The sequence below is a fragment of the Lacticaseibacillus rhamnosus genome (genome assembly GCF_900636965.1).
In the GTDB taxonomy this organism is placed as follows: domain Bacteria; phylum Bacillota; class Bacilli; order Lactobacillales; family Lactobacillaceae; genus Lacticaseibacillus; species Lacticaseibacillus rhamnosus.
In genome coordinates this window covers 2,003,471-2,029,262 of sequence record NZ_LR134331.1, presented here as the reverse complement: position 1 = coordinate 2,029,262, position 25,792 = coordinate 2,003,471, and the positions used below count along the sequence as shown (strand labels likewise).

Below are 25,792 nucleotides of genomic sequence, written 5' to 3'. Positions count from 1 at the left end.
ATCCAGCCATCATAACCGGAGGACACCATGAATTATCAATTGAGTATCGTCATTCCAGTGTTTAACAGTGAACAGTATTTACCGAGACTATTTAAAAGTTTGGGTGAAGTGCCACCTGAGGTAGAAATCATCCTCGTCAATAATGGCTCGACTGATAACAGTGCGAGTTTGTTACAGCATTATCATGAGACACATGCCGACACTGTCATAATTGATGAAAATCGCCGTGGCGTGGCATTTGCACGTAATACTGGTCTGGACAATTCTAATGGTAAGTATGTCTGGTTTATAGATGCCGATGATGTACTTCTTCCTGGTGCAGTCAATCGCATTCTACGGGTTATCAAGGGCACCGGCTTTGATTTGCTCGTCTTTGATTATCTCTCATTGGTCGAAAAAGATAAGGTTCCAAAAGAGGCGCCAGCAGTGAAGAAAGCTGAGAAGACTAAGCTTGCTGACATCTTACATGAAATGTTGACGGGTGCCCATGATCCTATCGGTGGATTTCCGCATAACAAAGTATTTGCAAGAAAGCTTATCGGCACTGAACGCTTCGAGAATTTACAGTATGCCGAGGATTTGGCCTTTTTCCTGCCTATTCTGCTGCGTGCCAATAACATTTATCGGTTACACGATGCTTTGTATGTTTACTACCAGCATGCAGGTTCCATTGCTCACAAGATTAACACCGAGAAGTTAACCGATTATGCAAAGGTGGTCGATGAAGTCGAACGCGTGCTACGTTCGAGTGATGTTGCCGCAAATAAAGATGTTGATGAATACATACTGAGGAGACGGTTGTCGATTTATTTTCAAAATCTTGCGGCATCAAACGACCTTGGGCTTAAGCGGCATATCCGCGACAAGATGGCCCAATATTCGTTTAAAAAGTTAATGCTATACAAGAAAGACAAGAAGTTGGTCATTAAGATGCTGCTTTACAAATTCAGAGTTTTGGATATTTTTCCATTTTTGCTAAAATACGTCTATTAACTTTGCGATGCAGACGTTCTATGCGAAGAGAGTGAGTGGATCAGGAGGAACCATGAAGATATTATTTGTGTCTACGGGACATGTGGATGATGATTCTAGATTATTAAAAGAGAGTGCCGCTTTGCAGGCTGCCGGCCATGATGTGACAATTCTTGGGTGGCGGGAGGAGCCACATGGTCGAATGACGACCGATACTTTTGAATTTGACGGTCAGAAACTGAAGGCCATCTTCACTGGAATCAAGTTGTCGTATTCTTTTAAATATTTTAAGGTCCTTGCGTTCATCCGCTTTGAAGCCTTCTTGTATCGCTGGCTTCGTAAACATTTACACGAATACGATGCGGTTCAGGCATGTAATGTGCATACCGGTTATGTGACGGCAAAGGTTGTTAAGAAAACAAAAACAAAGTTCGTTTATGATATCTTCGACTATGCACCTGACACGCGCAATTATCCTGAATGGTATCGGAAAATGGTCGTTCACTGGGAGAACGTGACAATGGCAACGGCGGATTGGACGCTAATCTGCTCTGAAGACCGCCGGCGCCAAATTGAACCTGCTAAGCCTAAAAATCTGGCTGTGATCTACAATTCGCCATTAGATAGTTCAGTTGCTGCAGATGCCGAGGTTATAAATCCAAAACAAACGAGCTTTAGAATCGTATACATTGGTGGACTTAGCCCGTACCGATGCTTACCGGAATTGTTAGGTGCCGTTGAAAATAATCCGGCGCTATCATTAACCGTTGCTGGCCAAGGACAATTTCAAAATATGTTTGCGGACGCGGCCAAACGCGATCAACGAATTGACTATTTAGGCGTTGTGCCTTACGAGAAAGTCAACGGAATCGAGAAAACGGCTGATATCTTAGTCGCGCTTTATGATCCCGTCCTTAAAAATCATCTCTATGCTTCACCAAATAAGTTCTTTGAAGCTATGGAATTGGGAAAACCGCTGTTAATGATTAAGCGGTCTGGTATGTCGAACTGGTTAACCAAATATGGTTTTGGTGCGGTTTGCGAACCTTCTGAGTCAGGTATTGCGGCTGGGTTGCAGGAGCTTGTTGACAAGCGCCAAGATTGGGCCAAAGAAGCGGTTTTAATGCGACAAATATACCAAAAAGAATTCGCGTGGCCATTGATGCAACAACGACTGCGACGAATTTATGCAAGTTTTGAAACTAAGTGAAATGAGGAAGCAAATTGCCAAATCGGTTTGAAGTGACAAGAAAAAGCATTGTATGGAGTTATGCAGGAACGATCTTTTCGATGGCAAGCAACTTTTTATTGCTACCAATCATCTTTCATTTCCTTAATTCGCAAGAGATTGGCTATTGGTATTTGATTTTAAGCATCAACGGCCTGATTGCTTTGTTTGATTTTGGCTTTGATCCGGCGTTTGCCCGTAATATTGCTTATATTTGGTCAGGAGCCAAAACGCTGAAATCACGTGGGGTAGATAAGGAACATGATCATACCGTGATTAATTATCATTTATTGGCCTCCACGATTCACGCTGCCCGCGCGATTTATATGATTCTAGCGATAGTTGCCGTTGTGCTGGTTGGGATTTTCGGGACCATTTATATGAACGCGTTTGTGTTCAGCAAATTACCAGATGCTGAATATAAGTGGACATGGCTGGTATTTTGTTTCTCGCTTTTCCTAAACTTGTATTTCGGCTATTTTTCGGCATTGCTTCGCGGATCGGGTAAAATCGATTCAGTCAATAAGGCACAGGTATTCTCACGGTCACTCCAGATTCTGCTAACATTTGGTGGCTTTCTGATTTATCCGTCCATTCTATCACCAGTTATCGGACTGGTGATGTATGGTATTATTTTCCGAACCATCTGCAGTCATTTTTACTGGCAAGATGAAGAGGTTCGATCTCATCGTGATGTACTGAAGTCACCCATGAATTGGCATGAAATTAAGGAAATCTTTTTGTTTATCTGGCCAAATACCTGGCGTGATGGCCTTGTCAGCATGTCTAATTATGTAACTTCTCAGGGGATGTCACTGATGGCTGGAGCCTTTTTACCTCTGTCCGTGACGGGTGTTTATTCGGTAGGGGTCCAATTTGCGTCTGCAATAGGAACTGCCTCTTCTGCTATCAACGGCGCCTATAATCCGATTTTACAGTCAAATTTTGTTAAACAAGATTTTGCTTCTATCCGCGATAAGACTTCCAAAGCCGTTGCCGCCTATGTTTGGCTTTTTCTTATCGCATCGGTAGGGACGCTATTAGTGATTTTCCCATTACTGAAGTTGATCAAGCCCGCCTCTGTCCCGACACTGGAAGTCTTTTTACCATTAATCCTGTATTATTTTCTTTATCAGCAACACTCGGTTCATGCCTCTTATATTGCTAATGCAAACATTATTCCCTATACCAAGGCTTTTCTTATTTCTGCGGGTGCTAACTTGGTAGGTTTATGGTTGGGGCTTGAATTAACGAATGGTAACATTTACTTTCTGCTGTTCTTCCCGATTCTAGTTCAAGCCGCTTATAATAACTGGCGTTGGCCGAGTTATTACTATAAGATGATTGATAGCACGCTTTTGTCCTCTATAAAACAAGGTACCATCGCGTGGGGAAAAACCTTTGCAAATTTCTTTAAATCTGGATCAAACGTATGACTTTTGCCGATGTTGCGGTATGATGAAAACGCAAATAATGAAGGCGGCTGTCTATAATTAAGAAATGTGTTTATGATGGAGGAATCATGGATAACTTATTGAGTATGAAAGAATTGCTGGTCTCACTTCGAAAGAACTGGTGGTTGGCACTTTGCACTTTGTTGCTGGGCGCTGTGATCGCAGGCGGTTATGCTTATGGTGTCAAGAAACCGTCTTATTCATCAACTGCTCTGGCCGTTGTCAATCAGCAGAAGAATAATACTGAATCACTGAGCCAGATTTTAAATCAAAACCAATATGATTCGGAGTTACTGGCTACTGGTAAATCTTTGTTTAAAACAGCGGCTGTTTATGATAGAGCATCTGCACAATTACTTCAAAAAGAACAGCTGAAAATTAGTAGTGGTGATTTGCAAAAACAGGTTAAGGTAGACAATGAAGATAATTCGCGTGCCTTTTCGATTCATGCAACGGCAAAAAATGCCAATGATGCTGCGTCAATTGCCAACGAGGTAGCGGCGGCATTTCAAAAGACCATTTCGTCAATTACGAATCATACAGATACCGTTACAATTTTAGCTAAAGCAGAACCTAGTGATGTTGCTGCAGGTACCAAACCGCTTGTCCTCATCGTGATTGGTGCGATTATAGGATTCTTAGTTGGTCTTGCCTGGATTGTTCTTAGAGAAATTAAACAGGCAACTATTAAGACAAAAGAGACGCTGATTAAGGTCGCAAAAGCACCGGTTCTTGGTGTTATCTCGACGAAGAAGCTATGAACTGATCTCTGTATGATATAACGGTTTTGACTTGATCGTGTTTAATTTAAAGGAGTTTTCCATGACAAATGAACTTGCACATCAATTTGTGAGTGATGCGTCCGTCTCTAGCCAAGAATTTCGGACACTCAGAAATAACTTGTCGTTACAGATGAGTCGGTCTGATCGGCCAGTTTTACTTATCACCTCTGCTACAGAAGGTGAGGGTAAATCTTACGTGGCAGCTAATCTTGCTGCTAGCTTTGCAATGGAAGGTAAAAAGACGTTGTTGGTCGAAGGTAACCTACATCGGCCGATTTTAGCTTCAGTGTTTGACGTTAAGGATACTGAAGGACTTTCTTCCCTGATTCATGTCAATGACGCTCAGGCGGTTAACGTTGACGATCTTGTTATTAACACCAAGATTCAACAACTCGCTGTAGCCCCTGCTGGCAGTGAGCTTGGTGATCCGGCCAAGCTACTGGCAGGATCTTCATTTAAAACCTTTCTTGATCAAGTAAGACATCAATTTGATTTAATCTTAATTGATGGCCCGGCGATGGCTGATGCTAGTGAAGCGGGCTTAATTGCCGAGCTTGCAACAGGTGTTGTGATTGTTACCAAGGCTAATGGCCCTTCTAAGCATCGTGTAGCGCAGACAATTGCCCAAGTTCGACAGTTACCGGCTACTTTAATCGGGACTGTGTTAAACCAAGCTTAACAGTGGTAAACCAGAGGGCTTCATCGGCAAATGATGAAACGTTGATCGCATAAAGGGCAGTAGGAGAATGATGTTGTGGCTTTTTATTTAGGTCTCTTTGCAATTATGATAATCTTCATGTTACTCGGACGTGTGACAATGTCGTCCGTTTGGGCATGGCTGGGTGTCTTCATGCTTGCTGTTGTTGCAGGTTTGCGATATGAAACTGGTAATGATTTTTTGCCATACAAGACAATCTATGCGGGTGATTATTCAGCTGGTCAAGTCGAACCTGGATTTTTATTCTTGCGCAATGTCTTCAACTTGGTTCATGCACCGTTTTGGCTTTTCCTTTTAGCTTGGGCAACGGTCACGTTAGTCTTATTTTATTGCTTCGCTAAAGAATACTTTCGGCCTGCGATCATTCCGATTGCATATTATATGAGTCGCTTTTTCTTTATGCGCGATATGGGACAGATTCGTGCGTCACTTGTATGTGTCATTTGCATGTTGGCACTAAAGTTTGTTTACGATGAGAAGCCGTTGCCATTTGTGTTGGTAGTTGGTTTATCAGCAACGATCCATGTTTCGGCTCTATTCTTTTTGCTCATATATCCATTTTGGCTTCTATTTCGCAAGATCACTTTTAAATGGGTGCTTGGTTTTCTTGTTCTGGGTGCAGCGGGAGGTTTTATTGCTCCTAAAATCTTAAGTGTGATCATTGTGCACACATTACCACGCTATGCACCGTACGTCACAAACGCTAATTATTTATCAGCGGGTTTATTTGACCCGGTAACCCTTATGCAGGTTTTGATCTGTATAACCGGTTTTTATATTTTACAACGTGGTATTGTTGCGGATGCCTTGATTGGTGGCAAAGACAAGTTTAAGTTCCTGATGTTGGTTTACTTATTTGCCACCTTAACATTGCTGTCTTTGTCACAGTTATCAACAATTGGTGGGCGACTTTCGACAATTGCAACAACCACAGAGACGGTTGTTTTGCCTACCATCGTCTTTTCGATTATGCCAAAAAAGACGCGAACATTAGCAATGGTAGGTGTTTGTGGCGTCATCTTTGTGTTAATCTTCTTAATCAGTGGTGCATATAAGACCTTTATTCCTTATCAAATGGCTTTTTAGTTTTCGATTAACCCCCAATTGTCGCCATTGTCGACAATTGGGGGTTTTCACGTTCTAAAGATGTACACTGACTCTGGCTTGAGTTTTTTCGCTTATTAACATTTGTTTGTATTTAAAAAGACGGTTTTCATTTCAGTGCAAAATTGCATATTATGACAGGGATATCTTTTAAAGTATCTTTTGTAAACTAGACGTGATACCATTAATTTTATGAACTGAATGCGATTAAATTATAAGTGGTTATTAAAGTCCATTTGGGGATGGATTTCTTTTTGGGAGGTTTGTGTTTGTGATTGATCTTGAGACACGTTTTAGTCGGTTAAATATCAAAGTAGCTGTCCTTTTTTTTTTACTTACGATATCGCCCAATCCGATGTTGGATTCTTTTGCCGTTACTTCTAAACGAACTGAGATTTAAACTGAAGCAAATTGAGGAGCTAAAGTATCAAGCTGTTTTCTGGCATTATTTGTTAAGCGTTTCATTAACAGAAGAACGTTGGCGGCAATTCGGTAAGCGCTTAAGTAAACGGTCTCATCGGCGTGTTAAAGCGAATACTTGGTTGGTAGCTGATGTGCCGGACTTTTTGCTTAACTGGGTAACCCCAGATAGCCGCCATGTTGGACTGGATATTGATGATCATGGACATCTTCTTCCTCAAGCACGAACGCTTAAGGCTAAGATGGGATTTTTGGCACCTCATTCGCTAGTGGTATCACCACGGTTTTATCGGTTATTCGTGCGCAACACTGGATTGGAGAAAAGTGCGCGCATTGAGGCTAACAACCGTCTTTTTAAAACCTACAAAGGCTTTAATCGCTACCAGATTGCGCTATTTTTAAGAAATGCTTTTGTCCTTTTAATCATGGCTATCATAACTGGCATCGTAACGATTTACTTGGCATCTGGTGACTACGACTTAAAATTAACGCTCCTTGTTTTTTCAAGTGCACGTTTGGTTTTGTTCAACATTTTGCCGATCTTCGTTGTCATGCTCGTAACTTACTTGATTTTTAATCGGGTGCAATTGGCAATTTTTGTCGGGCAAGCCCTAGCTATTATTGTTGCTATGGTTAATTACTTCATGTTGCAATATCGTGACTATCCCTTCGAATTTGCAGATATTTCTTTGGCATCAGAAGCTAGCAATATGGGTTCAAGATATAGTTATATTCCACCGGTAAAGTACTTCTTTATCATTGGTAGCTTGTTGATACTGACTATCATCGTTGGTCTATTTCTTAAACCTGCGATGATTCGTTGGAATACGCGCATAATCGCACTTGTTCTTGTGATGGTCGGATCGGCTTTCATGCTTCATCGGTACTACTTAGTCGATGATTATTATACTTTGGCGAACAATGACCCCTGGGGACCAGATGCAGATCGCTATGTTGTTAATGGCTACATGTTTTCTTTTATTCACTCAGTTAAAAACGACTGGTTACTTCCGCCTGAGAATTATGATGCCGCAAGTGCCAAATCGGCGCTGACTCAATATCAGTACCAAAATATTCCTGCCAATAAGCGCGTGAACGTGATTACAATTCAGCTGGAAGCTTTCCAAGATTTTTCTAAGTGGGATCAATTGGATATCGATCCTTCTGTCTACGCGGGATTTCATCAGGTAGCATCTGAAGGTATGGCAGGTGAATTGACGACCACAATTTTTGGTGGTGGAACTGTGGATACGGAACGCAAGGTGCTGACCGGTTTTGCGGATTTAAGCCCCATTAATGGTATGACTAATTCATTTGTTCATTATTTCAATGAGCAAAAATACGTCACCAGATTTATGCACCCGGGCGATGCATGGTTTTATAATCGCCAAAATATTGATCGATATCTCGGTTTCCAAAAGACACTCTTCAGAGAAAACTATTATGACAAGAATGTTGCTAATGTGGACGTTGTTCCTGATTCAGAAGTGTTTACTGATCTCGTCAAGCAATTGAAAGCCGTAAACGCAAATGGTAAGCAATTCTTTAATCAAACAGTCACGATCCAAAACCACGGTCCATATGGCACTGATTTTGATGGCGACACATTGCTACCGTGGAAAAAGGGATATAACAAAAAGGATTACGCCATCATTAACAATTACCTGACTGGCATTAAAGAGACTTCGGATGCGCTCTTGGAACTTAAGGATCAGCTAGATCAACTAGATCAACCTGTTGTTTTAGCCTTCTGGGGTGATCATAATCCATGGGGCGGCGACAAGAATTCAACATATAAAATGCTTGGTGTTAATTTGAAGCAGTCGACACGGGAAGGCTACGAGAATTATTACAATACACCTTACGTCATGTGGTCTAATCAGGCGGCCAAAAAATTGATGGCCAAGGATTTTTCCGGACAAGGACAGACCATGAGTCCTATGTTTGTTCTTCCGGAAATCTTTTCACACGTGGGATGGAAAGGTTCACAGTATATGCAAGTGCTGCAAGATCTCGAGGCACAAGTCCCTGTTTTTGGCGAAAAAAATCATTATATGATTGACAATAAGCTTACGACAAAGCCAAATAAAAGTGAGAAGGCGGTCATTAAGAAATTCGATGATGTTCAATATTATTTGAAATCGAATTATATGCTGAATCAGGCAAAACTTAAATGATATTGGGTTTGGTGCTTATCTGCGGGAACGACTCACATATATGATGACTTGATTAAAAGAAAACCATTTTACCGTTTTTTTAAGTGTCTCATGGTAAACTCAACTTCGGATAATCTTTGATCACAATGTGGAGGGTAAGCGTGAAACACAAATATCTTTTGTTAGGGTGGGGCCTTGCGCTAATTGCGGTATTGGCCGTTATAATCTGTTTTTCGTTAAAGTTGTATGTTGATCACCAGACTAATGTAGCGAAGTCGCTTAGTGCTAGCCGCCATTACGCCTCGGTTCGTATAAGTGAATCAAAACGTAGCATGTTTAGCAAGCAGGCGGCATCACGTCGCCAACAAGAGGCGGCTCGGCGGCAGTCGTCTGAGCAGGTACAATCGAATTCTGGGCGTACCCATATTCCTGCAGCCGACCCGTATGCTTACCCCATCGCTCAAGTCAAACAAGAGATGACCGCCCCAAACACTAGCAGCATCAAAGAAAAAGTCGTGTTCCTGACATTTGACGATGGTCCGAATACCATCATTTCTCCTCAAGTCTTGGATATTCTTAATCGGGAAAGCGTTCATGGTACCTTTTTCGTTGTGGGTCGCCAACTTTCGCCGGAAACGACACCGGTCTTGAAAGCTGAGTATGATGCCGGACATGCAATTGGTTTGCACAGTATGACACACAACTACAATTTGCTTTATCCGAATCGAGTGGGTGCAACATCGGCAATTGAAAATGAGGCTAAAACAGAGCAGACTGCTGTGAAACAAGCTTTGGGACCCGATTTCAATACTCACCTATGGCGCTATCCGGGTGGCCATTTTAGTTGGAAAGGCTTGACTGGAGCTGATACTGGTTTAGTTCGCTTAGGACTTGATTGGATCGATTGGAACGCGGCAGTTGGGGATGCTTTGGGTCCGGCACAAGCGCCGAAAACAGAGGAAGCTATGCTACAGTATCACTTGCGGTCTTTGATGGTTTATCCCGACAGCCACGTACGCGTTGTATTAATGCATGATGCCGTGGGGAAGGATCTAACCGTTAAAACACTGCCCAAGATTATTGCGTATTATCGCAGTAACGGGTATAAATTCGGTATTTTGGAGTAGTCGGGTTTGTAGAAGCTTGATTGAAATTCATATTTGACATTTTAAGTGGCGTTTTTCAATTTAGAAATTCCGTTAAGAGGCTACTTGTGGCTTCGCTGTGATCAGGGCTGCATTTTCCCGATTTCTAAGCACACCGCGACTCGTACTGCAACAAAAAAACGCTTTGCCACCCCTGCTTACAATTATTAAGCAGGGAAAGGCAAAGCGTTTTTGTCTTGCTTTGAAGCGTAAATTAAACGCCTTCTTTTACCGCAAACCGTGCCAACTTACCTTTTTGAACCGGGTTAACAACGGCTGTAATGCGCGTGCCGTGTTCCGTGTAGTCAGTGGTTTTGACCACAGTTTCCTGATTGAGGTAGTTGACGAGCTGACCTTGATCAAATGGGATCAGGTAGGTGTGTTCTTCATCTTGGCCGAAGAGATTGGCTTTGATGAGATCGGTGAGGGCTTGGAGCGAGCGTTTGTCACGAGCCGAGTAGACGAGGCGTTGGCCGTTTATTTCCGGATAACGGGTGCCTTCGCGTAAATCGGCTTTGTTGTAAGCTTCGATCATCGGGATATTGGTGATGCCGACTTCACGGAGCGTTTTTTCGGTGATGGCCATCATTTCCGGGTAATTCTCATCGGAATAATCAACTACCTGAATGAGCAAGTCGGCGTTGGCAGCTTCAGCAAGGGTGGCTTTGAAGCTGTCGATGAGGTTGTGCGGCAGTTTGGAGACGAAACCGACCGTGTCGCTCAGAAGGAATTTGCGATTATCAGGCAAGGTGATTTGGCGAACACTGGTATCGAGCGTGGCAAATAGCATGTCTTTTTCGAAGACCTGTTTGTCTTCCGGGCGATCCGCAAAAAGCTGCAGCAGCCCGTTCATGGTCGTGCTTTTGCCGGCATTTGTGTAGCCGACTAATGCAACAACTGGAATGGCGTTGTCTTCGCGACGGGCGCGGCGTACTTGATCGCCGACGCTGGCATCTTTGAGTTCTTGCCGCAAGTGACTGATGCGCTTGTTGAGCACCCGACGATCGAGTTCAAGTTGGGTTTCACCGGCACCACGCGTGGCAAATCCGGCGCCGCCACCGACTTGCTGGTCGAGGCGGTTGGCGCTGGGATGAAGCCGCGGCAACGCATATTGCAATTGGGCGATTTCAACCTGAGTTTTGGCGGCTTTACTGCGCGCGCGGTCGGCGAAAATATCGAGAATCAGCTGCGTGCGATCAATCACGTGCAGTTTGGTCTGCTTTTCAAGATTGCGCAATTGTGAAGGCGATAATTCATCGTTGATAATCACGGTTGAAGCCTCGCGGACATCAGCCAGTTGGCGAATGTCGTCTACTTTGCCGGAACCAAAGTAAGTGGCCGCTACTGCGCGATCGAGATTCTGCCGTACTTCGCCGACAACGGTGTAGTTATCCGCTTTGGCTAATTCACCGAGTTCGGTCATGGTGTAGTCAAAGTCAGGTTGTTGCCGCGAAATGCCAGCAATCAGTACATTTTCAGAAGTTACTTCATTAGATATTTGTTCAGTCATAAATTCCTTTCATAGATCCGGGCGTTATCGCCACAGATCGGTACTAACGAATCGACAGTCATGGTGCAACCTTGCGTAACCGCATGGCGATTCACCCCTCTCATTTGAATAAGTCTAGTGTAACACGGGAATTTTGGAAAGACTATTAGAACGGACTATTCGAGGACTGTTCAGGCTAGTAAAAAAAGCAGCACGACAGTCAAAAGCCGTTGAAACTGCGCAACTTAAAAGTAGGCGATATAAATGCAATAAGTCATTCATATGCGGCACTTCCAGATTATTTTCCCACCGGTGGGGCCAATACTTGAATATGGTCAGCGATGACAGTCAATTTTAGCGGCGTCTTGGTGCTCGGGTCGCCGTCAACCCGGCTTTGGAGCGTTTTTGGAGCCTCGATGGTAAGTTGCTCGGTGGCGAAATACGTCATGCCGGGTAGTTTCTGAAAGTTGCCGGTGATGAAGTAGGGGATGGCCAGTAGTGAGCGCCACCAGGTTAGTTTTGGGGCGATAAAAACGTGCAGATGACCATCATCCACGGCGGCATCTGGCACCGCATTCGTAAAACCGCCAACGGAATTGGTCATGCTGACTAGCAGAAATTGGGTGTCTTTTTCCCAGTGATTATGGGCGCTGTTCAAGTGTAGGATCCAGTGTTGGTGTTGGGCCAAAACTTTAAAACCCTTTAATAAGTAGATGATCGGACCAAAATGGCGTTTTTCTTTTTGAGTGACGGACAACGCCGCATTGGCTAAAACGCCGAGTGTCAGGGTACTTACCATGTAGCGATCATTGACCTGTGCAATGTCTAATGGCTGCGGCTTGGCTTCTAGAATGTTCTTGATCGCCAGTGGCAGCAGCAACGGAATATGCAGGACTTTAGCCAGGTTGTTGACCGTGCCTTCCGGTAAAATAGCGAGTGTTGGCGGTTGTTTGCGCGGTGCGAGCCCGGCAACGACTTGGTTAATCGTGCCATCTCCGCCAACTGCAACAACAATATCCGATTGGGCTTGATAAGCAAAATTTCGGGCGTCATCAGCACTTTTGGTCGGTGCCATGGAGACTTGCCGCTGGCGATCTTCAAGTTTGGCCTTGAGCTGTTCGGCGGCAGTCGGGCCTTTAGCGTGGCCGGAAGCAGGATTATAAATGATCGTGTAGCTGAGCATATGGCACCTCCTAATATTCTGAGTCTTCAACGATTGTTTAAAAATAAGTCGAAGCAGCTATGCAAAAACCAATTTCTACAATTAATTTTATCACGTTGTTACGATGGCTACTTAACTTACTGCCAGCATAGTAAGTGCCAACTTTTTGCTACGATGGACGCGGTGTGGTAACGATGTCGTTGACTGGTAGATACTCGCAGTTGATTTTTTCTGCTGGACAATCCGGTTACAGCCAAAAAATGCCCTAGCAACAGGTTACGTTGCCAGGGCATCGTATAACTAATCTTTATTCGCCAAAACGTTCTTTAACATAGTAAGCCAGAACTCATCCCTCATCAGGCGAACCAGCTACCCGTTGATGCCGACCGTTTGCGGTGACTTTGAGCACCACCCCGGCAATGGCAAGGTCAACGATGATAATCAGTGGCCACTGAATGACAGGCGTTAAGTGATCGAGTAAGTTGACGTGTATCCCATAAGTAGCCGCGACAACTAGCCCGACTAAGCTGAGGGTAGTGAGTACCAACCAGGTGTTGCGGCTAAACGCAAGGCCGTTGTTCGCTTGCCGCTGACGTTTGGCGATCCACGGCATCAAAACGCCAAGCGCGACCATGCCAATTGGCACCACGATATTCAAACCGAGCATGAGTGCAAAAGTGTCCGCGGTGGCGTCAGTCGGGAAGAAGCCAAGGGTGCCAAGTAAAAAGGTAATCCCTAACATCCAGATACCGACAACTAAGCCGACTTTTCGATTTTTAAGAAACGTATAATCAGGCGTCGGGAACCGATCCTGATGTAACCGGACCATCGTGTAGGACCAGAACAAGAAGCAAGTGGACAGCGGGCTGACAATACCGTTGAGATTGAGCAGCCAGTTGAAGATGTCATTGATTTTCGGCAAAAGTGCGCCGAGTGCCATGATCAACGCACACAGAATCGTTGTCATCCAGTAACCATTAATCGGCAAGCCGTCTTCGTTCATCTTTGTCAACTGACGCGGCATGAAGCGCTTGGCCACATCGGACAGGAATACCCGGGTTGAGGCGTCCAGAATCACAGCCAGCTGGGCTAACATATAAATACCTTGCACCACGGCGAACAGATACATCAGACTGTTGCCCATCCCGAATTGACGACCAATGGCTTGAAACGCATAGTAGGAACCATTCATTTTCAAATCATTTGGCAGATGGTGGGCGTTAAAGTATACCCCTAATGAAAAGGTGCCAAAAAGTGTCAGGAACATGGTCATGATCGCAATCATTTTCAATGCTTTGGGAAAATCACGGGCAGGATGGCGCATGTCCTTGGTGTAAGGTGCAGCAAGTTCGGAGCCGTTCATGGCAAAGACGAACAAGCCAAAAGTCGATAGGAAGCTCAGTGAAAAGAAATCTTTGGGGATGAAGGCCTTGAAATCAAACGGGCGGGTGGCAATCGGGGCGCCTTTGGATAAACCGATGAAGGTCATGATCACGAATAAAACCGTCATGATAAACATGGCCCCGCCGCCGATTGTTGACATGATCTCAAGACTTTTATTTTTAAAGAAGTGCTGTAACCAGATAAAGATCACAAAGATAACGGCCGTGAGAATACCGAACCATGCGTTACCAAGGTTAGCTTGAATGTTGCCGTTGCCGTTGGTGATCCAGCCAAAAGAAATAACAACCGAATTGGCTACGTCCACGACATAAGGCAGCCCGGTGATCCAATAAAACCAAGCCGCATAGTAACCAACCGTATCGCCATTGGTTTCGCGCATCCAGCTGGTGATCCCGCCGCCATGTTCGGAAAAAGTCGAACCCATATGCGCGACAATCAGATTATACGGAATGACATAAAAGAAGGTCATGATAATCCAGCTGGTGAATGCCACCAAGCCTTGATTCTGGAAGTTATAGATGATGTCGTCAAACCCGATGACGGTGACAAAGTCCATCAAGCCGACAATCATCCAGGGAATGAACTGCTTTTGCGGTTTTTCTAAATCATTCATATTAAAATGTGCTCCTTTACTAAGTTCAATCAGCCGCTGATTTTGAACTTAGCCCGGGCGCTTTGTTGCGAAAGGTTCCCACGATTAACCAACTTTCATAAGGATTTTCATAGCTCATGTGTGATTATAGCAAGGATTGCGGCTAGATGGGGCCAAAAATAAAGAAAAGCTAAAGTAGCTTACAAACCCGTTAGTTTCGATCCGGCATCCGTTAGTGCATTATCAGGAAAAAATTGCTGGCAGCCATTATCATTAATCTTGTAAATAAAAAGCAAGCACATTGCAAATGGAGGTTTATCATGGACAAGCAACCTGTTGTAACGGTTGAAAATGTTACGAAAACATATGGCAAACAAGGGGAAAAACAAACGCCAGCACTAAAGGGTGTGAGTTTTCAGGTTGAACCCGGTGAATTCGTTGGGATTATGGGTGCTTCAGGCTCCGGTAAAACCACTTTATTGAATATTCTGAGCACGCTAGACACCCCGACATCCGGTTCCGTTCGCATCAAAGGCGCCGATGTGACCAAACTCAAAGGAGACGCCTTATCCGATTTTCGCGCCAAAAAGATCGGCTTTATTTTCCAGGATTTCAACTTACTAGAAAACTTAACCGGCCGGGAAAACATTGCATTGCCACTTGCCTTGCAAAATGTCAGCGCTAAAAAGCAAACCGAAGCCGTTGATAAGATCGCGCAAACGCTTGGCATTGAACGCGTGTTGGATCATTACCCAACCGAACTGTCCGGTGGTCAAAAACAACGGGTAGCCGCAGCTCGGGCATTGGTTCAGCAGCCGGATATTCTTTTTGGTGATGAACCAACCGGCGCACTTGATTCCAAGGCTGCGCGCGAATTGTTGGATACCATGGCGCATTTGAATCGTGACGAAGGCGTGTCGATTCTGCTGGTGACCCATGATCCGTTTTCCGCCAGCTATGCCAGTCGAATTTTGTTCATCAAAGACGGTCAGATCGGTTCTGAACTGGTTCACGGTGACAAGAGTCAAGAAGCTTTCTATCAAGAGATTCTTGAGACCCTCGGCACATTTCAGAAGTAGGAGGCAGCAAGAATGTTAAGTAAACTCGCACTTGGCGGCTTAAAAAACCGTTTCCGCGACTATGCGGTCTTATTCTCCGGACTGGTCATTGCCAGCGCTGTTTTCTACATGTTTATGGCTTTAGCAACGAACACGAGCTTTTTAAAGAAAAATTCACCCATCGGCTTCACCCCGTTTATTTTTGGGTTCGGGGCAGTTTTGCTGGCGATTATCACGTTAGTTTATATTGTGTACGCCAACAGCTTTTTGCTCAGTATGCGTCAACGCGATTATGCGATGTTCATGATGCTGGGCGCAAAAGGGCGTAAAATCGGCCAGCTGATTTTCCTTGAAACCGTCACAGTCGGGATTATGGCGACGATTGGCGGGATTCTTATTGGCATGGTTGGCACACTTTTTATTGGAAAATGGATTATCGCCGCTTTACATGCACCAGCCACGGGTTTTTCACCGATCTGGGTGCCAGCCATTTTATGGACAATAGGGTTCTTCTTTGTTCTATTTCTTTTGTCTGCTATGTATAACGCGGCAAAATTGCTGAAAACGCCGATGTTGCAATTATTACATCAGGCACAGACACCGAATCGGATTAAGCAACGCAAAAGCAGCTTTGCCTTGCAGATTGTCCTCGGTGTGATCTTGCTGGCCATCGGTTATTACAGCATGGCCAATGTCCCTAAGTTTCAGTTAATGGCGATTCCGCTAGCTTTGGTAACCATTGTTTTGGGAACATATTTCTTATTTAATTCCGTCTTTGTGGCTTTAATCAGTTTAATGAAGCGGAATCGGACATTTGCAGCCAAGCAGTTGCATACGTTCACATTGTCCCAGCTCAGTTTTCGGATTCGGGACTATACCCGCATCTTATCCGTAGTTGCCATGCTGTTTGCACTGGCTTTAGGCGCCATTACCGTGGGGATGGGCTTTACGCATGACATTCCCAAGCTGGCAAGTCAGTCGACAGTTTACGACGTGACGGTTGCTTCACCAAATGCCGCCACCCGCGCAGAAATCAATAAGTTGCAGGATGTGACGGCCAAGCAGCAATACGAACTTAAATCAGATGCTAAAACCGTCTACATCAGTAAGGCGAAACTTGACGCCCATCCATTGGAAATTAAAGCGGTGGATAAAGGCATCAATGCACCCAACATCAAAGTCACCAGTCAGAACTTTGAAAAGCTGATCGAATTGTACCCCGGTGCTTTTGGCATCTTCATCGGGAACAATCGCGGCAAGCAGATGAAGGTTGCGGATGCTGCCACTTTTGCCAAGTTGGGAAATTCGGAAACCTTGACGACCATTAAAGTTAAAGACTTCAATCAGAATTATGATACGATTCAAAAGATTGTAACGCTGCAGCAGCACCAATATCCACGGCTTTGGAGCAGCAATGGCGATCAGAAATTTGAATTCTATGCGGTGGTCAATGGCCTGTATTCCGGCTTGGCTTTCATGGGCTTCTTCCTAGGAATTGCTTTCTTGGCGATGTTGGCTTCAACGTTGATGTTTAAAATTCTATCGGGTGCCAATTACGATAAGAACCGTTATCTCATGTTGCAAAAAATCGGTGCCCGGCCGCGCGTCTTACGTCGGTCGATTCGCCAGGAAATCGGCGCCTTGTTCCTTTTGCCAGGAGTGGTCGGCATCGTGCACGTGTTATTCGGATTACAGTTGTTCAAGACCCTGTTAAGCGAGCCATATGGTCATTTGTTAGTACCTTTCGCGTTATTCATCGTGCTGTACGGTCTGTATTATCTGGCAACCGTCTGGATTTACCAGAGTATTGTGATTAATAAGAACCTGGCCTCAAAGTCGTAAGCAACCCGGCAATGTGGTGTGAAAAGATTTGAACCGTTAAAATGAATCGTAATCGGCTTTAGCGATGGTTTTGCCTATCACGCTAAAGCCGATTTTTGTTTAGTGCGTTATGAAAAATCAAAATACTGCCGGGCCAACCGTGAAGCGCTATTCGTCATGGTATGACCGGATTGAGCTTTCATTTGCAGAGTACGGGGTGATATGTGCATCTGTTCCGATTTCGCTGTTTTGATGCGTACATTTGGTCTGGTCGAGCGCTTACATGGCTTCGTAAAATAGAAGCTGTAAGAAAGATTAATAACAAACGTGCTAATGGCTATTCGGGTGCAGTAGGTTTGACGCTTTTTAAGACAACAAAAAAGTTGATCTGTTTATTTGACACTGTATAGGGATAGCTTTGGCATGATGACCAGAAGAAAGAAGGAACGTTTTCATGGCAGGTTCAAAAAAAGATTTCTTGAATCCGGAATATACACAGGCGTTTATTGATTCACCATTTGTGCAACAGATGCGTAAGGTGACGTGGAATCTTTATCAACATGGCTGGGATGAACGAAATGGCGGCAATGTCAGCTATCGGCTTACAAAGCAGGAAGTCGGTCAGTACGGCGATGTTCATGAAGTCAAGCGCACGATCCCGATTAAGTTTGATGCTAGTGCCTTGGCAGGTCAATATTTCTTGGTAACCGGGACCGGTCGCTATTTCAAGAACGTCAAAGACTTCCCGGAACGCGATACGGGACTGGTTCGGATTAATCAAGACGGTCAAAGTGTTGATTTACTCTGGGGCTTTTCCGATGGCGGCCAGCCGACCAGTGAATTCCCGGCACATTTGATGACCCATATCCAACGGCTTAAGCAGGATCCTAATCAGCGGGTTGTGATGCACTGTCACCCAACGAACACCATTGCTATGACCTTTACGTTACCGTGGAAAGAAAAATTGTTCAGCCGCATTCTCTGGAAGATGCAGGCAGAATCAATCGTTGTTTTCCCTGAAGGCGTTGGTGTTTTACCATACATGACGCCAGGAACCAACGAAATTGGCCAGGCAACTGCCGAAAAAATGGGCCAATACCGCATCGTTTTGTGGCCGCTGCATGGTATCTTCGGTGTCGGCGATTCGATTGACGAAACATACGGCTTAATTGAAACCGTTGAAAAAGCCGCTACTATCTACACCGCAATTCAGGCGCAAGGTGGTCAGTTTGTCAACGAAATCACAGACGAAAATCTGGAACAGCTGGCCGAACGCTTCGATTTGACCCCGAATCCAGAGTTCATCCACGGCGGTTCACTCATTGAGCAAAAAGAATTGGTTCACTAGTCGCAGTGGCCTAGATAGGGAATAAAGTTGTCTGAAAAAGGGTCACACAACCATGCAAAGCTGGGTGTGTGACCCTTTTGGTTTCATCAAAAAAAGCGGCTGAAAAATCACCGCTTGAAGGTTTAAATTGAATCAGGCTTCGAATTCATTATAACTTAAGACCTTAATGCCTGTGTCCGTCAGTAATATTTTACTGATTGAACCATTGCGCGGTGAGTCGGTTACTACGAAGCCATCATTTTTGCCAAACTTGTCAACAATACTGCGAATCGTTGTGCCATGACTGACCATCAGCACCTTGTCGCCTTCATGATTCTCCGAGCGCAACTGCCGAAATCCTTTCATTAGCCGCGTCCAGTAAGTTCGAGCGTCTTCTGCTTCATGAAACGGATCAGCGTCATGCATGAAGTCTTTAGACGCATCGACACCGTATTTTTCGAGAATCTCCGGATAAGTACGGGCGCCATGGGGGAACCCAACCATGTACCAGGTTTGTCCCGAATCTTCACCTTCAAAATAGCCGTAAAATTGTTCCCGGAAAAACGGCGTCACTGTCAGCGGAATCTTACCCGTGACATTTTTGCTTAAAATCAAGTCTGCTGTCCGGGTTGCCCGGGTAGTGTCACTGCAATACGCGTGGGTAAAGGCAACATTACGCAAGATGACTCCGGTATTGGTGCCGTCCTTGATCCCGTTTTCAGTCAACGGCGAGTCGCTCCAACCCTGCATTTTGTTAAAGTGATTAAACCATGTCTGCCCATGGCGCACTAGGTAGACGGTAATGCCTTTCGTAGCCATTAAATTTGCCTCCTCGACAGTCTAACGCTCGCCGATTTCACCTCGGCAAACATTTTATCTTTCTAATGTTAGTTTAGCATAGAAGCAGGAGTTGGTTGGCGGGAAGCGTGACCAATATTGTGGTGCGGCGAGGTTTTTGTGTCCCGAAAGCGCGAAAAAGATTTGCCGTCAGCGTAGGCTTTGGCAGTTGATAACCGGGATGATTTAAACGACTCGCTCCAAGAAACCAAATTTAAAGCGATGGACCTGTGTTATTCTTAAATTATAATTTTTGGAGACAATGGGGGCAGTTAAATGGCAAAGGGGTTATTAATTGTAAATTTGGGATCGCCGGTTTCGCCGCAGACCAAAGATGTCCGACGTTATTTGCGGGAGTTTTTAAGCGATCAGAATGTGATTACCATGCCTAAAATTTTGTGGCAACCGATTTTACGTGGATTTGTGCTACCATTTCGCAGTTGGCGGTCAGCGACATTTTATCAGCACGAGTGGACGCAGGCTGGCTCACCGTTGATTGCTTATACGCAAGTCACACGTGATCGCTTGCGCCAGGCACTTCCGGATTGGGATGTTCAAATGGCGATGACTTATGGCGGTCAGTATCCCATTGCCGCAACTTTGCAAGTAATGGCGGCGCGTGGGGATCGGCCGATTGTTGTCATTCCCCTTTTTCCGGCGTATACCCAAAGCACCACCAAGACAATCCTGGAAAAAGTCGCAGCATCGGGTGTTAAAACATTGAACGTTGAGCACTTTTACGAGCAGTCCGCTTATCAGAAGTTATTAGCGCAACAACTGGACGATGCCTACATACAAGGTGACTATGATGCCGTGATTATGAGTTATCATGGCATTCCAACCGCGATGGTGCGGCATGGCGATCCTTATCAGCAAGCCTGTGAAGCGACTACAGCAGGGGTTAAGCGTTATCTGACCAAAGTGCCACCGGCCATTGTAGAGACGTGTTATCAGTCGAAGTTCGGACCGGTGCCGTGGTTAAAGCCGTATTTACGCAACCGTTTAATGGCCTTAGCAGCGTTGGGCAAAAGGCGGGTGTTGGTGACGACGCCTAGTTTCGTGACGGATTGTTTGGAGACGTTAGAAGAAAATGATGTTCAAAACTATCAAACTTTTCGCGCTAATGGCGGTAAAGTCTTTAAAACTGTCCGCCCCATGAATGGCAGTTCTGCGTTTTGTGACTTTTTAGCAACGCTGGCGAAAGAAAAGGTTGCTGCAGAGGTGATGCGTCATGACCAAGCGAAATGAGCAGCTCAGTGTCCAGCAAGCAAAGCCTAGTTTGGATGAGATTAATCGCAGTGTGCAGGTACCGGGAGTGTATGAACCATCGTTTGTTCAAAAGTTCCTGGCTTACAGTGGTCCCGGCGCGTTGGTTGCGGTTGGGTATATGGATCCCGGTAATTGGCTGACGGCGCTGGAAGGCGGGAGTCGCTATCATGAGACGTTATTAGCGGTGTTGCTATTGTCAATTTTGGCGGCAATGTTCATGCAAACCCTGGCCATTAAACTCGGGGTGGTCGCGCGGTTGGATCTGGCTCAGGCGATTGCGGCGTTTGTTCCGAAGTGGAGTCGAATCGGATTGTGGCTGGTGAACGAAGCAGCCATGATGGCAACGGATATGACCGGAGTTGTCGGTACGGCGATTGCGTTGAAGCTATTATTCGGCCTGCCATTGATGTGGGGGATGCTGCTAACGATCGCGGATGTGTTGGTGGTGTTGATGTTTTTGCGGTTTGGCATTCGCCGGATCGAGTTGATTGTGTTGGCATCTATTCTGACAGTTGGCATTATTTTCGGCATTGAAGTGGTGCGGGCGCGGCCGTCAATGGGTGGCATTGTTGCGGGGTTGGTTCCGCATACCGGGATTCTGACTAATCGTGGCATGTTGTTATTAAGCTTAGGTATTATGGGTGCAACCATTATGCCGCATAATATCTACTTGCATTCATCGCTGGCCCAAAGCCGCCGATACGATGAACATATTCCCGCACAAGTCACCGAGGCGCTGCGGTTTGGCAAATGGGATTCTAATGTCCATTTAGTCGCGGCATTTGTGATTAATGCGCTGTTGCTGATTCTGGGGGCAACTTTATTTTATGGCATGAGTAGCCACGCGACCGCATTTGAAGGTGTTTATAACGGCTTGAAAAATCCGGCAATCGTGGGTGGACTAGCCAGTCCCCTAATGAGCACCTTGTTTGCCTTTGCGTTATTGATCACGGGTTTAATCAGTTCGATTGCTAGTACCTTAGCTGGTCAGATTGTGATGGAAGGCTATTTGAACATTCAGATTCCGCTGTGGGCCAGACGTTTATTGACGCGGTTGGTTACGCTGATTCCGATCATGATCATTGGCTTTGTGATGGGTTTTAGCGAGCAACACTTTGAGCAGGTTATTGTTTACGCGCAAGTAGCACTGAGCATTGCGCTGCCATTTACGCTATTTCCGCTAGTGGCATTAACCGATCGGCGTGACTTAATGGGCCAGCACGTTAATTCTCCGGTCGTGCGCTGGATGGGATACGTTTTAACCGGCATCATTACGTTGTTGAATGTGCAACTTATTTTGTCAGTTATTTTACCGTGAATACAATAAAACGGTCGATGCGCAGTTATGCATCGACCGTTTTATTGGTGAATCTGATCTGGTACGTGAAAGATATTGCGATCAGTAACTTCCTTTAATTACGAAAAAGGATCCGCGAATGGTGCCGGCGAGTTTTGACTTTTGGCGGGCGAATTTAAACTTGTCCGCGAGTTCGGCGGGAACGGTCATGCCATCGCTGAGTTTAAAGCCGACCGCCCGTTTTTTGGGATCAGTAAGGTGATACATCACATTGATAGCTAGTCCATCTTGATAATAGACTTCAACCCAGCGCAGATCCGGTAGCGCAAGGTCACAGATTTCAAGTGGCTTGGCAGCGATATGGAGCTCGCGTTCTGCAAGAATTGCCTGCACCCAAGCGAGGCTGTCCGGTTTTTCACTGACAGGATAGGCGACATAGGGAACTTTATATTTGTTCCAAATATACCGGGCTTCATTGGCTCTAAGCCCAGCCAAAGCCGGTGCAACAGGAGAACTTTCTAAGCCGTTGGTGCTAACGGTTTTAAAATCAACGGTGTAAGCCATGGTGAGATCCTTTCATGTTAAAAAGATGCATAGACAAAAACCGCGACCATATTAACAGTAAGGGCGCGGTTTTTACCATTAGTCGTTAAAGGTGCCGTTTTCAACATCGGAAATGAATTGCTTCAAATGCTTGAAGTAAACCGGTGCGTTGTCAATCATGTGATGATGGCCGCCATTTGGAGTCGTTACCAACCGAGCATGCGGAATTACTTCAGCCATGCGCTGGGCAGCTTTTAGCGGCATGGTTTCGTGTTCGCCAAATGTCAGCAATGTCGGCACTTTGATGTTGTGAATTTGATCGCTAATGTCCCAGTCCTTCAGCTTACCGGTGACGACAAATTCATTATCGCCTTGGAACGCATTGTAAACCGGCGTTGCCATCGTGCTAATTAGATGTGAGATTGCCGGTGGCTGCTTGCGATCAACATAGCCGCGATTTAAGACATCCACATATTTTTGATATTGCGGATCGTCCCAATCGCCGGCTTTTTCGATTTTCTTCATATATTTTACGGCTGAAGGTGGCAATGCTTCTTCGCGGACCAGATTGATATGCTCAACATACTCGTTAATATTGTCCACCATCGATGAAATGATCGCGCCTTTGAGATGCTGGCCGTATTTCAACGCATATAGTTGGGTCAAGGCACCGCCCCAGCTTTGGCCGATCAAATAAAAGTGATCCAATCCTAGCTTCTTGCGGACTTCTTCAACTTCACCGAGAAAATAATCGGTTGTCAGATATTTTTTAGCAATTTCCGGATCAGAATAATCGGGCTGATCCGAGTAAAACGACCCGAGTTGATCGTACATATGGACTTGAACGCCGAGATCAGCGAGTTCTTCACCAAAATTCTCCCAGTATTCGTGCGTGCCACCAGGGCCACCGTGTAGGCAAAGCAGGTGAATGTCACCTTCGCCTTGCGTATTGGTCCACAAGTGGTAGCCATTGTCTAAGGTCAGGATCGTTGTTCCTTGTTTCATTTGATCACCTTTTTTTCTTAGAATAATCTCATTGTACCACGGAAAATAGCCTGACAACGGCGTAAAAAAGGAAGTGCTGCCATTTATAACTATTTTGTACTGAGATCAGTCATTGGTGAGTATCAAAGCAGAATTTCACATCCTGATTGAGCAGCATTAATTTAACTTTTCAACCTGTGCGCGGATATTGCGGATGAGGTGCTTGTCCCCGGAGAAAATGAGGTGGTCACCAAGGTGCAGTTGGGTGTCGCCGTGAGGAGCAATGAATTTCTTTTGTCGATAAATCTGGCTTACGGTGATGTCGTCAATGAACGGTAAATTCTTGAGCTCAAGACCGGCAAAACGCGAATTGCGGATGGTGACTTCATAGATGCCCGCAATTGTATCATCAAGGATTTTCAACGTGGACGGGGTTTCGATCAAGCTACGCAGCAACGCAACGTTGGCATCGAGTGCATTGAAAACTTCAACGCCGTCATCGCGCAATCGGTCATAGCGATCAGAGGTGGTATCTTTTGCGGCAAACCGGGCGATGATTCGTGGAACTTTCTGTGCTAATGCCATTTTTGCCAAGTCGTAATTGGTGTCCGCGTCGAAATCACCCAGCACCATGACGTCACAATAATATGCGCCGGCAGCTTTTAACGCGTTTTCCTGATAATCCGTTAATGTGATTGCCACTTCGGAGTTATACGTCCGAAAATTTTCTACCCGATCGGTAAATAGTTGCACCTCATAGCGCTCAGGACTTAAATGTTGTGCGATGGGTACCGTCAAAAGATTGCCGCCAATAAAGGTGACGCGGGTCTTTTTGAAGGTTTCGGGCTCAGGCTTGAAGAAACTATTGAAAAGGATTGGCCCCGCCACACAGGCAATGACCGCTGCCAGTGTGAACGCGCCGGATTGCTGCTCGGTCACGATACCAAGGTTGCGCCCAACGGTTAACGTCGGAATGACCAAGGTGATGGTGGTGGTGGCTAAAAACGTGCCTGCCAATGCGTTTTGCGGCTTAAACCGCTGCCGCAAAACAGGAATGAGGCCGATTTTGGTGATGAAAAAGCCGATGAGCACCAACGGAATCAAGGAGAGGCTCTTAGGATCAGCGACTAAAGCTTTCAAATCGAGGTTTGCCCCAGTGACGATGAAGAAAATTGGAATGAAGAAGCCATAACCTAAGGAAGTCAATTTATCCTGAGTTTCTTGGCGCGGACCAAGGAGCTTCATCACCATGCCGGCAAGAAAGGCACCTAAAATGGACTCGGCACCTACTCGTGAAGCGATGGTCACTAAGGTGAAGACTAAGAAGAACGCCAACCGAATGTCTAGTTGCGTGGTGCTTTTATCAATCGCCGCAAAAAAGCTGTAAATGTGTTTGAATCGCGCTAGTAAAACCAACGCCGCCAGCAGCAGTAACAGCAGTAACCATAGATTGTTATCGCTTGAACCGTTTAAGGCTGAGTAAATAGTCAGGCTGATAAGGGGAATCACTTCACCCAAAGCCGCAATCAGCAGGATCGTTTGCCCAAGCGGTTGATGTAACAACTCCTGTTCTTTTAAAGCCGCAATGACAACGCCAAGCGCAATCGTGGTGAACAGAATGGTTGCAAAAATCGGGAAGTTATAGAAGTGAATGAATTTGAGTAGGTAACTGAATCCCAAACTGATGATGATGACCGTTGCAAATCCAACTGTGGCTAGCACGACTGGATTGGCCGGCTGAGGTCCTTTGTCCGTCTTGGGCTGTGGTTTGAAAAGCGAAAAGTCGATTTCCATGCCAGACAGGAAGATCAGGATGGTGACACCGAGTTCACTTAACGCCTGCATTTCGCCGCCAGTATGGACCCAACCTAAGAGACTTTTGCCTAAGATGATGCCCACTAGAATCTCGGCAACAGCAGTCGGGATACTATTAATATGAAAGTGCGCCATTAACAGCGGCGTCAACAACGCGGCTGTCAAGACGATTAAAAGTGAAATAGATTCCATAATGGCCTCCGATCAGAGATAAT

At 45.4% G+C, this 25,792-nt stretch carries 19 protein-coding genes and 1 pseudogene; 13 read left to right on the top strand and 7 right to left on the bottom strand.

The features are described 5' to 3' along the window. Positions 1 to 27 precede the first annotated feature (27 nt). From EL173_RS10285 to EL173_RS10250, 8 genes and pseudogenes are all read left to right on the top strand, one after another. Positions 28 to 993 carry a glycosyltransferase family 2 protein gene (locus EL173_RS10285; protein ID WP_005692867.1) on the top strand — a complete coding sequence of 322 codons (966 nt, stop codon included), beginning with the start codon at positions 28 to 30 and terminating at the stop codon, positions 991 to 993. A gap of 52 nt (positions 994 to 1,045) precedes the next feature. Continuing rightward, positions 1,046 to 2,182: a glycosyltransferase gene (locus EL173_RS10280; RefSeq protein ID WP_005714650.1), complete on the top strand. Its 1,137-nt coding sequence runs from the start codon at positions 1,046 to 1,048 to the stop codon at positions 2,180 to 2,182. 14 nt (positions 2,183 to 2,196) lie between these two features. After that, the gene (gene wzx, locus EL173_RS10275; protein ID WP_005714649.1) at positions 2,197 to 3,636 is read left to right on the top strand and encodes an O-unit flippase-like protein; all 1,440 of its coding nucleotides are present in this window, start codon (positions 2,197 to 2,199) and stop codon (positions 3,634 to 3,636) included. A gap of 86 nt (positions 3,637 to 3,722) precedes the next feature. Next, positions 3,723 to 4,415, top strand: a complete 693-nt coding sequence (locus EL173_RS10270) for a YveK family protein (protein ID WP_005692873.1) — start codon at positions 3,723 to 3,725, stop codon at positions 4,413 to 4,415. 61 nt (positions 4,416 to 4,476) lie between these two features. Next, positions 4,477 to 5,115, top strand: coding sequence for a CpsD/CapB family tyrosine-protein kinase (locus tag EL173_RS10265; RefSeq protein WP_005692876.1), 639 nt, complete (start codon positions 4,477 to 4,479; stop codon positions 5,113 to 5,115). A gap of 75 nt (positions 5,116 to 5,190) precedes the next feature. Then, positions 5,191 to 6,240, top strand: a complete 1,050-nt coding sequence (locus tag EL173_RS10260; RefSeq protein ID WP_015764572.1) for an EpsG family protein — start codon at positions 5,191 to 5,193, stop codon at positions 6,238 to 6,240. A 289-nt stretch (positions 6,241 to 6,529) separates the two neighbouring features. Beyond that, a pseudogene (locus EL173_RS10255) lies at positions 6,530 to 8,855 on the top strand (LTA synthase family protein). Positions 8,856 to 8,995: 140 nt separating this feature from the next. Then, positions 8,996 to 9,961, top strand: coding sequence for a polysaccharide deacetylase family protein (locus EL173_RS10250; RefSeq protein ID WP_014571452.1), 966 nt, complete (start codon positions 8,996 to 8,998; stop codon positions 9,959 to 9,961). 232 nt (positions 9,962 to 10,193) lie between these two features. On the opposite strand, the gene hflX is transcribed toward EL173_RS10250, so the two are convergent. The 3 genes from hflX to EL173_RS10235 all read right to left on the bottom strand — a co-directional run bounded on the left by hflX (position 10,194) and on the right by EL173_RS10235 (position 14,647). Continuing rightward, positions 10,194 to 11,489 carry a GTPase HflX gene (hflX, locus tag EL173_RS10245; RefSeq protein WP_005692884.1) on the bottom strand — a complete coding sequence of 432 codons (1,296 nt, stop codon included), beginning with the start codon at positions 11,487 to 11,489 and terminating at the stop codon, positions 10,194 to 10,196. Positions 11,490 to 11,766: 277 nt separating this feature from the next. Beyond that, complete coding sequence (locus EL173_RS10240; protein ID WP_005692886.1) at positions 11,767 to 12,651, bottom strand: diacylglycerol/lipid kinase family protein; 885 nt, start codon at positions 12,649 to 12,651, stop codon at positions 11,767 to 11,769. 325 nt (positions 12,652 to 12,976) lie between these two features. Next, positions 12,977 to 14,647 carry an APC family permease gene (locus tag EL173_RS10235; protein WP_005692888.1) on the bottom strand — a complete coding sequence of 557 codons (1,671 nt, stop codon included), beginning with the start codon at positions 14,645 to 14,647 and terminating at the stop codon, positions 12,977 to 12,979. 299 nt (positions 14,648 to 14,946) lie between these two features. On the opposite strand from EL173_RS10235, the gene EL173_RS10230 reads away from it, so the two are divergent. From EL173_RS10230 to rhaD, 3 genes are all read left to right on the top strand, one after another. Further along, the gene (locus EL173_RS10230) at positions 14,947 to 15,705 is read left to right on the top strand and encodes an ABC transporter ATP-binding protein (RefSeq protein WP_014571451.1); all 759 of its coding nucleotides are present in this window, start codon (positions 14,947 to 14,949) and stop codon (positions 15,703 to 15,705) included. 12 nt (positions 15,706 to 15,717) lie between these two features. Further along, complete coding sequence (locus EL173_RS10225; protein WP_005692892.1) at positions 15,718 to 17,526, top strand: FtsX-like permease family protein; 1,809 nt, start codon at positions 15,718 to 15,720, stop codon at positions 17,524 to 17,526. A gap of 433 nt (positions 17,527 to 17,959) precedes the next feature. Next, positions 17,960 to 18,853 carry a rhamnulose-1-phosphate aldolase gene (gene rhaD, locus EL173_RS10220; protein ID WP_019728278.1) on the top strand — a complete coding sequence of 298 codons (894 nt, stop codon included), beginning with the start codon at positions 17,960 to 17,962 and terminating at the stop codon, positions 18,851 to 18,853. Positions 18,854 to 18,985: 132 nt separating this feature from the next. Here rhaD and EL173_RS10215 read toward each other — a convergent pair whose 3' ends face one another. Continuing rightward, positions 18,986 to 19,651, bottom strand: coding sequence for a histidine phosphatase family protein (locus EL173_RS10215; protein ID WP_005687299.1), 666 nt, complete (start codon positions 19,649 to 19,651; stop codon positions 18,986 to 18,988). Positions 19,652 to 19,945: 294 nt separating this feature from the next. Between EL173_RS10215 and hemH the strand changes: the two genes are divergently transcribed. Together hemH and EL173_RS10205 are read left to right on the top strand one after the other, a co-directional pair. Continuing rightward, entirely contained in the window at positions 19,946 to 20,917 is a 972-nt protein-coding gene (hemH, locus tag EL173_RS10210; protein ID WP_005692896.1) for a ferrochelatase, read from the top strand. After that, positions 20,901 to 22,256 carry an Nramp family divalent metal transporter gene (locus EL173_RS10205; RefSeq protein WP_005692898.1) on the top strand — a complete coding sequence of 452 codons (1,356 nt, stop codon included), beginning with the start codon at positions 20,901 to 20,903 and terminating at the stop codon, positions 22,254 to 22,256. The genes hemH and EL173_RS10205 overlap by 17 nt, the downstream gene beginning before the upstream one ends. Positions 22,257 to 22,337: 81 nt before the next feature. Here the strand turns inward: EL173_RS10205 and EL173_RS10200 are convergent, their stop codons facing one another. The 3 genes from EL173_RS10200 to EL173_RS10190 all read right to left on the bottom strand — a co-directional run bounded on the left by EL173_RS10200 (position 22,338) and on the right by EL173_RS10190 (position 25,769). After that, entirely contained in the window at positions 22,338 to 22,799 is a 462-nt protein-coding gene (locus EL173_RS10200; RefSeq protein ID WP_005692900.1) for a hypothetical protein, read from the bottom strand. 78 nt (positions 22,800 to 22,877) lie between these two features. Next, positions 22,878 to 23,783, bottom strand: a complete 906-nt coding sequence (locus EL173_RS10195) for a proline-specific peptidase family protein (protein ID WP_005712840.1) — start codon at positions 23,781 to 23,783, stop codon at positions 22,878 to 22,880. Between the two features lie 156 nt (positions 23,784 to 23,939). Then, positions 23,940 to 25,769, bottom strand: a complete 1,830-nt coding sequence (locus tag EL173_RS10190) for a monovalent cation:proton antiporter family protein (protein ID WP_014571449.1) — start codon at positions 25,767 to 25,769, stop codon at positions 23,940 to 23,942. Positions 25,770 to 25,792: the final 23 nt, after the last annotated feature.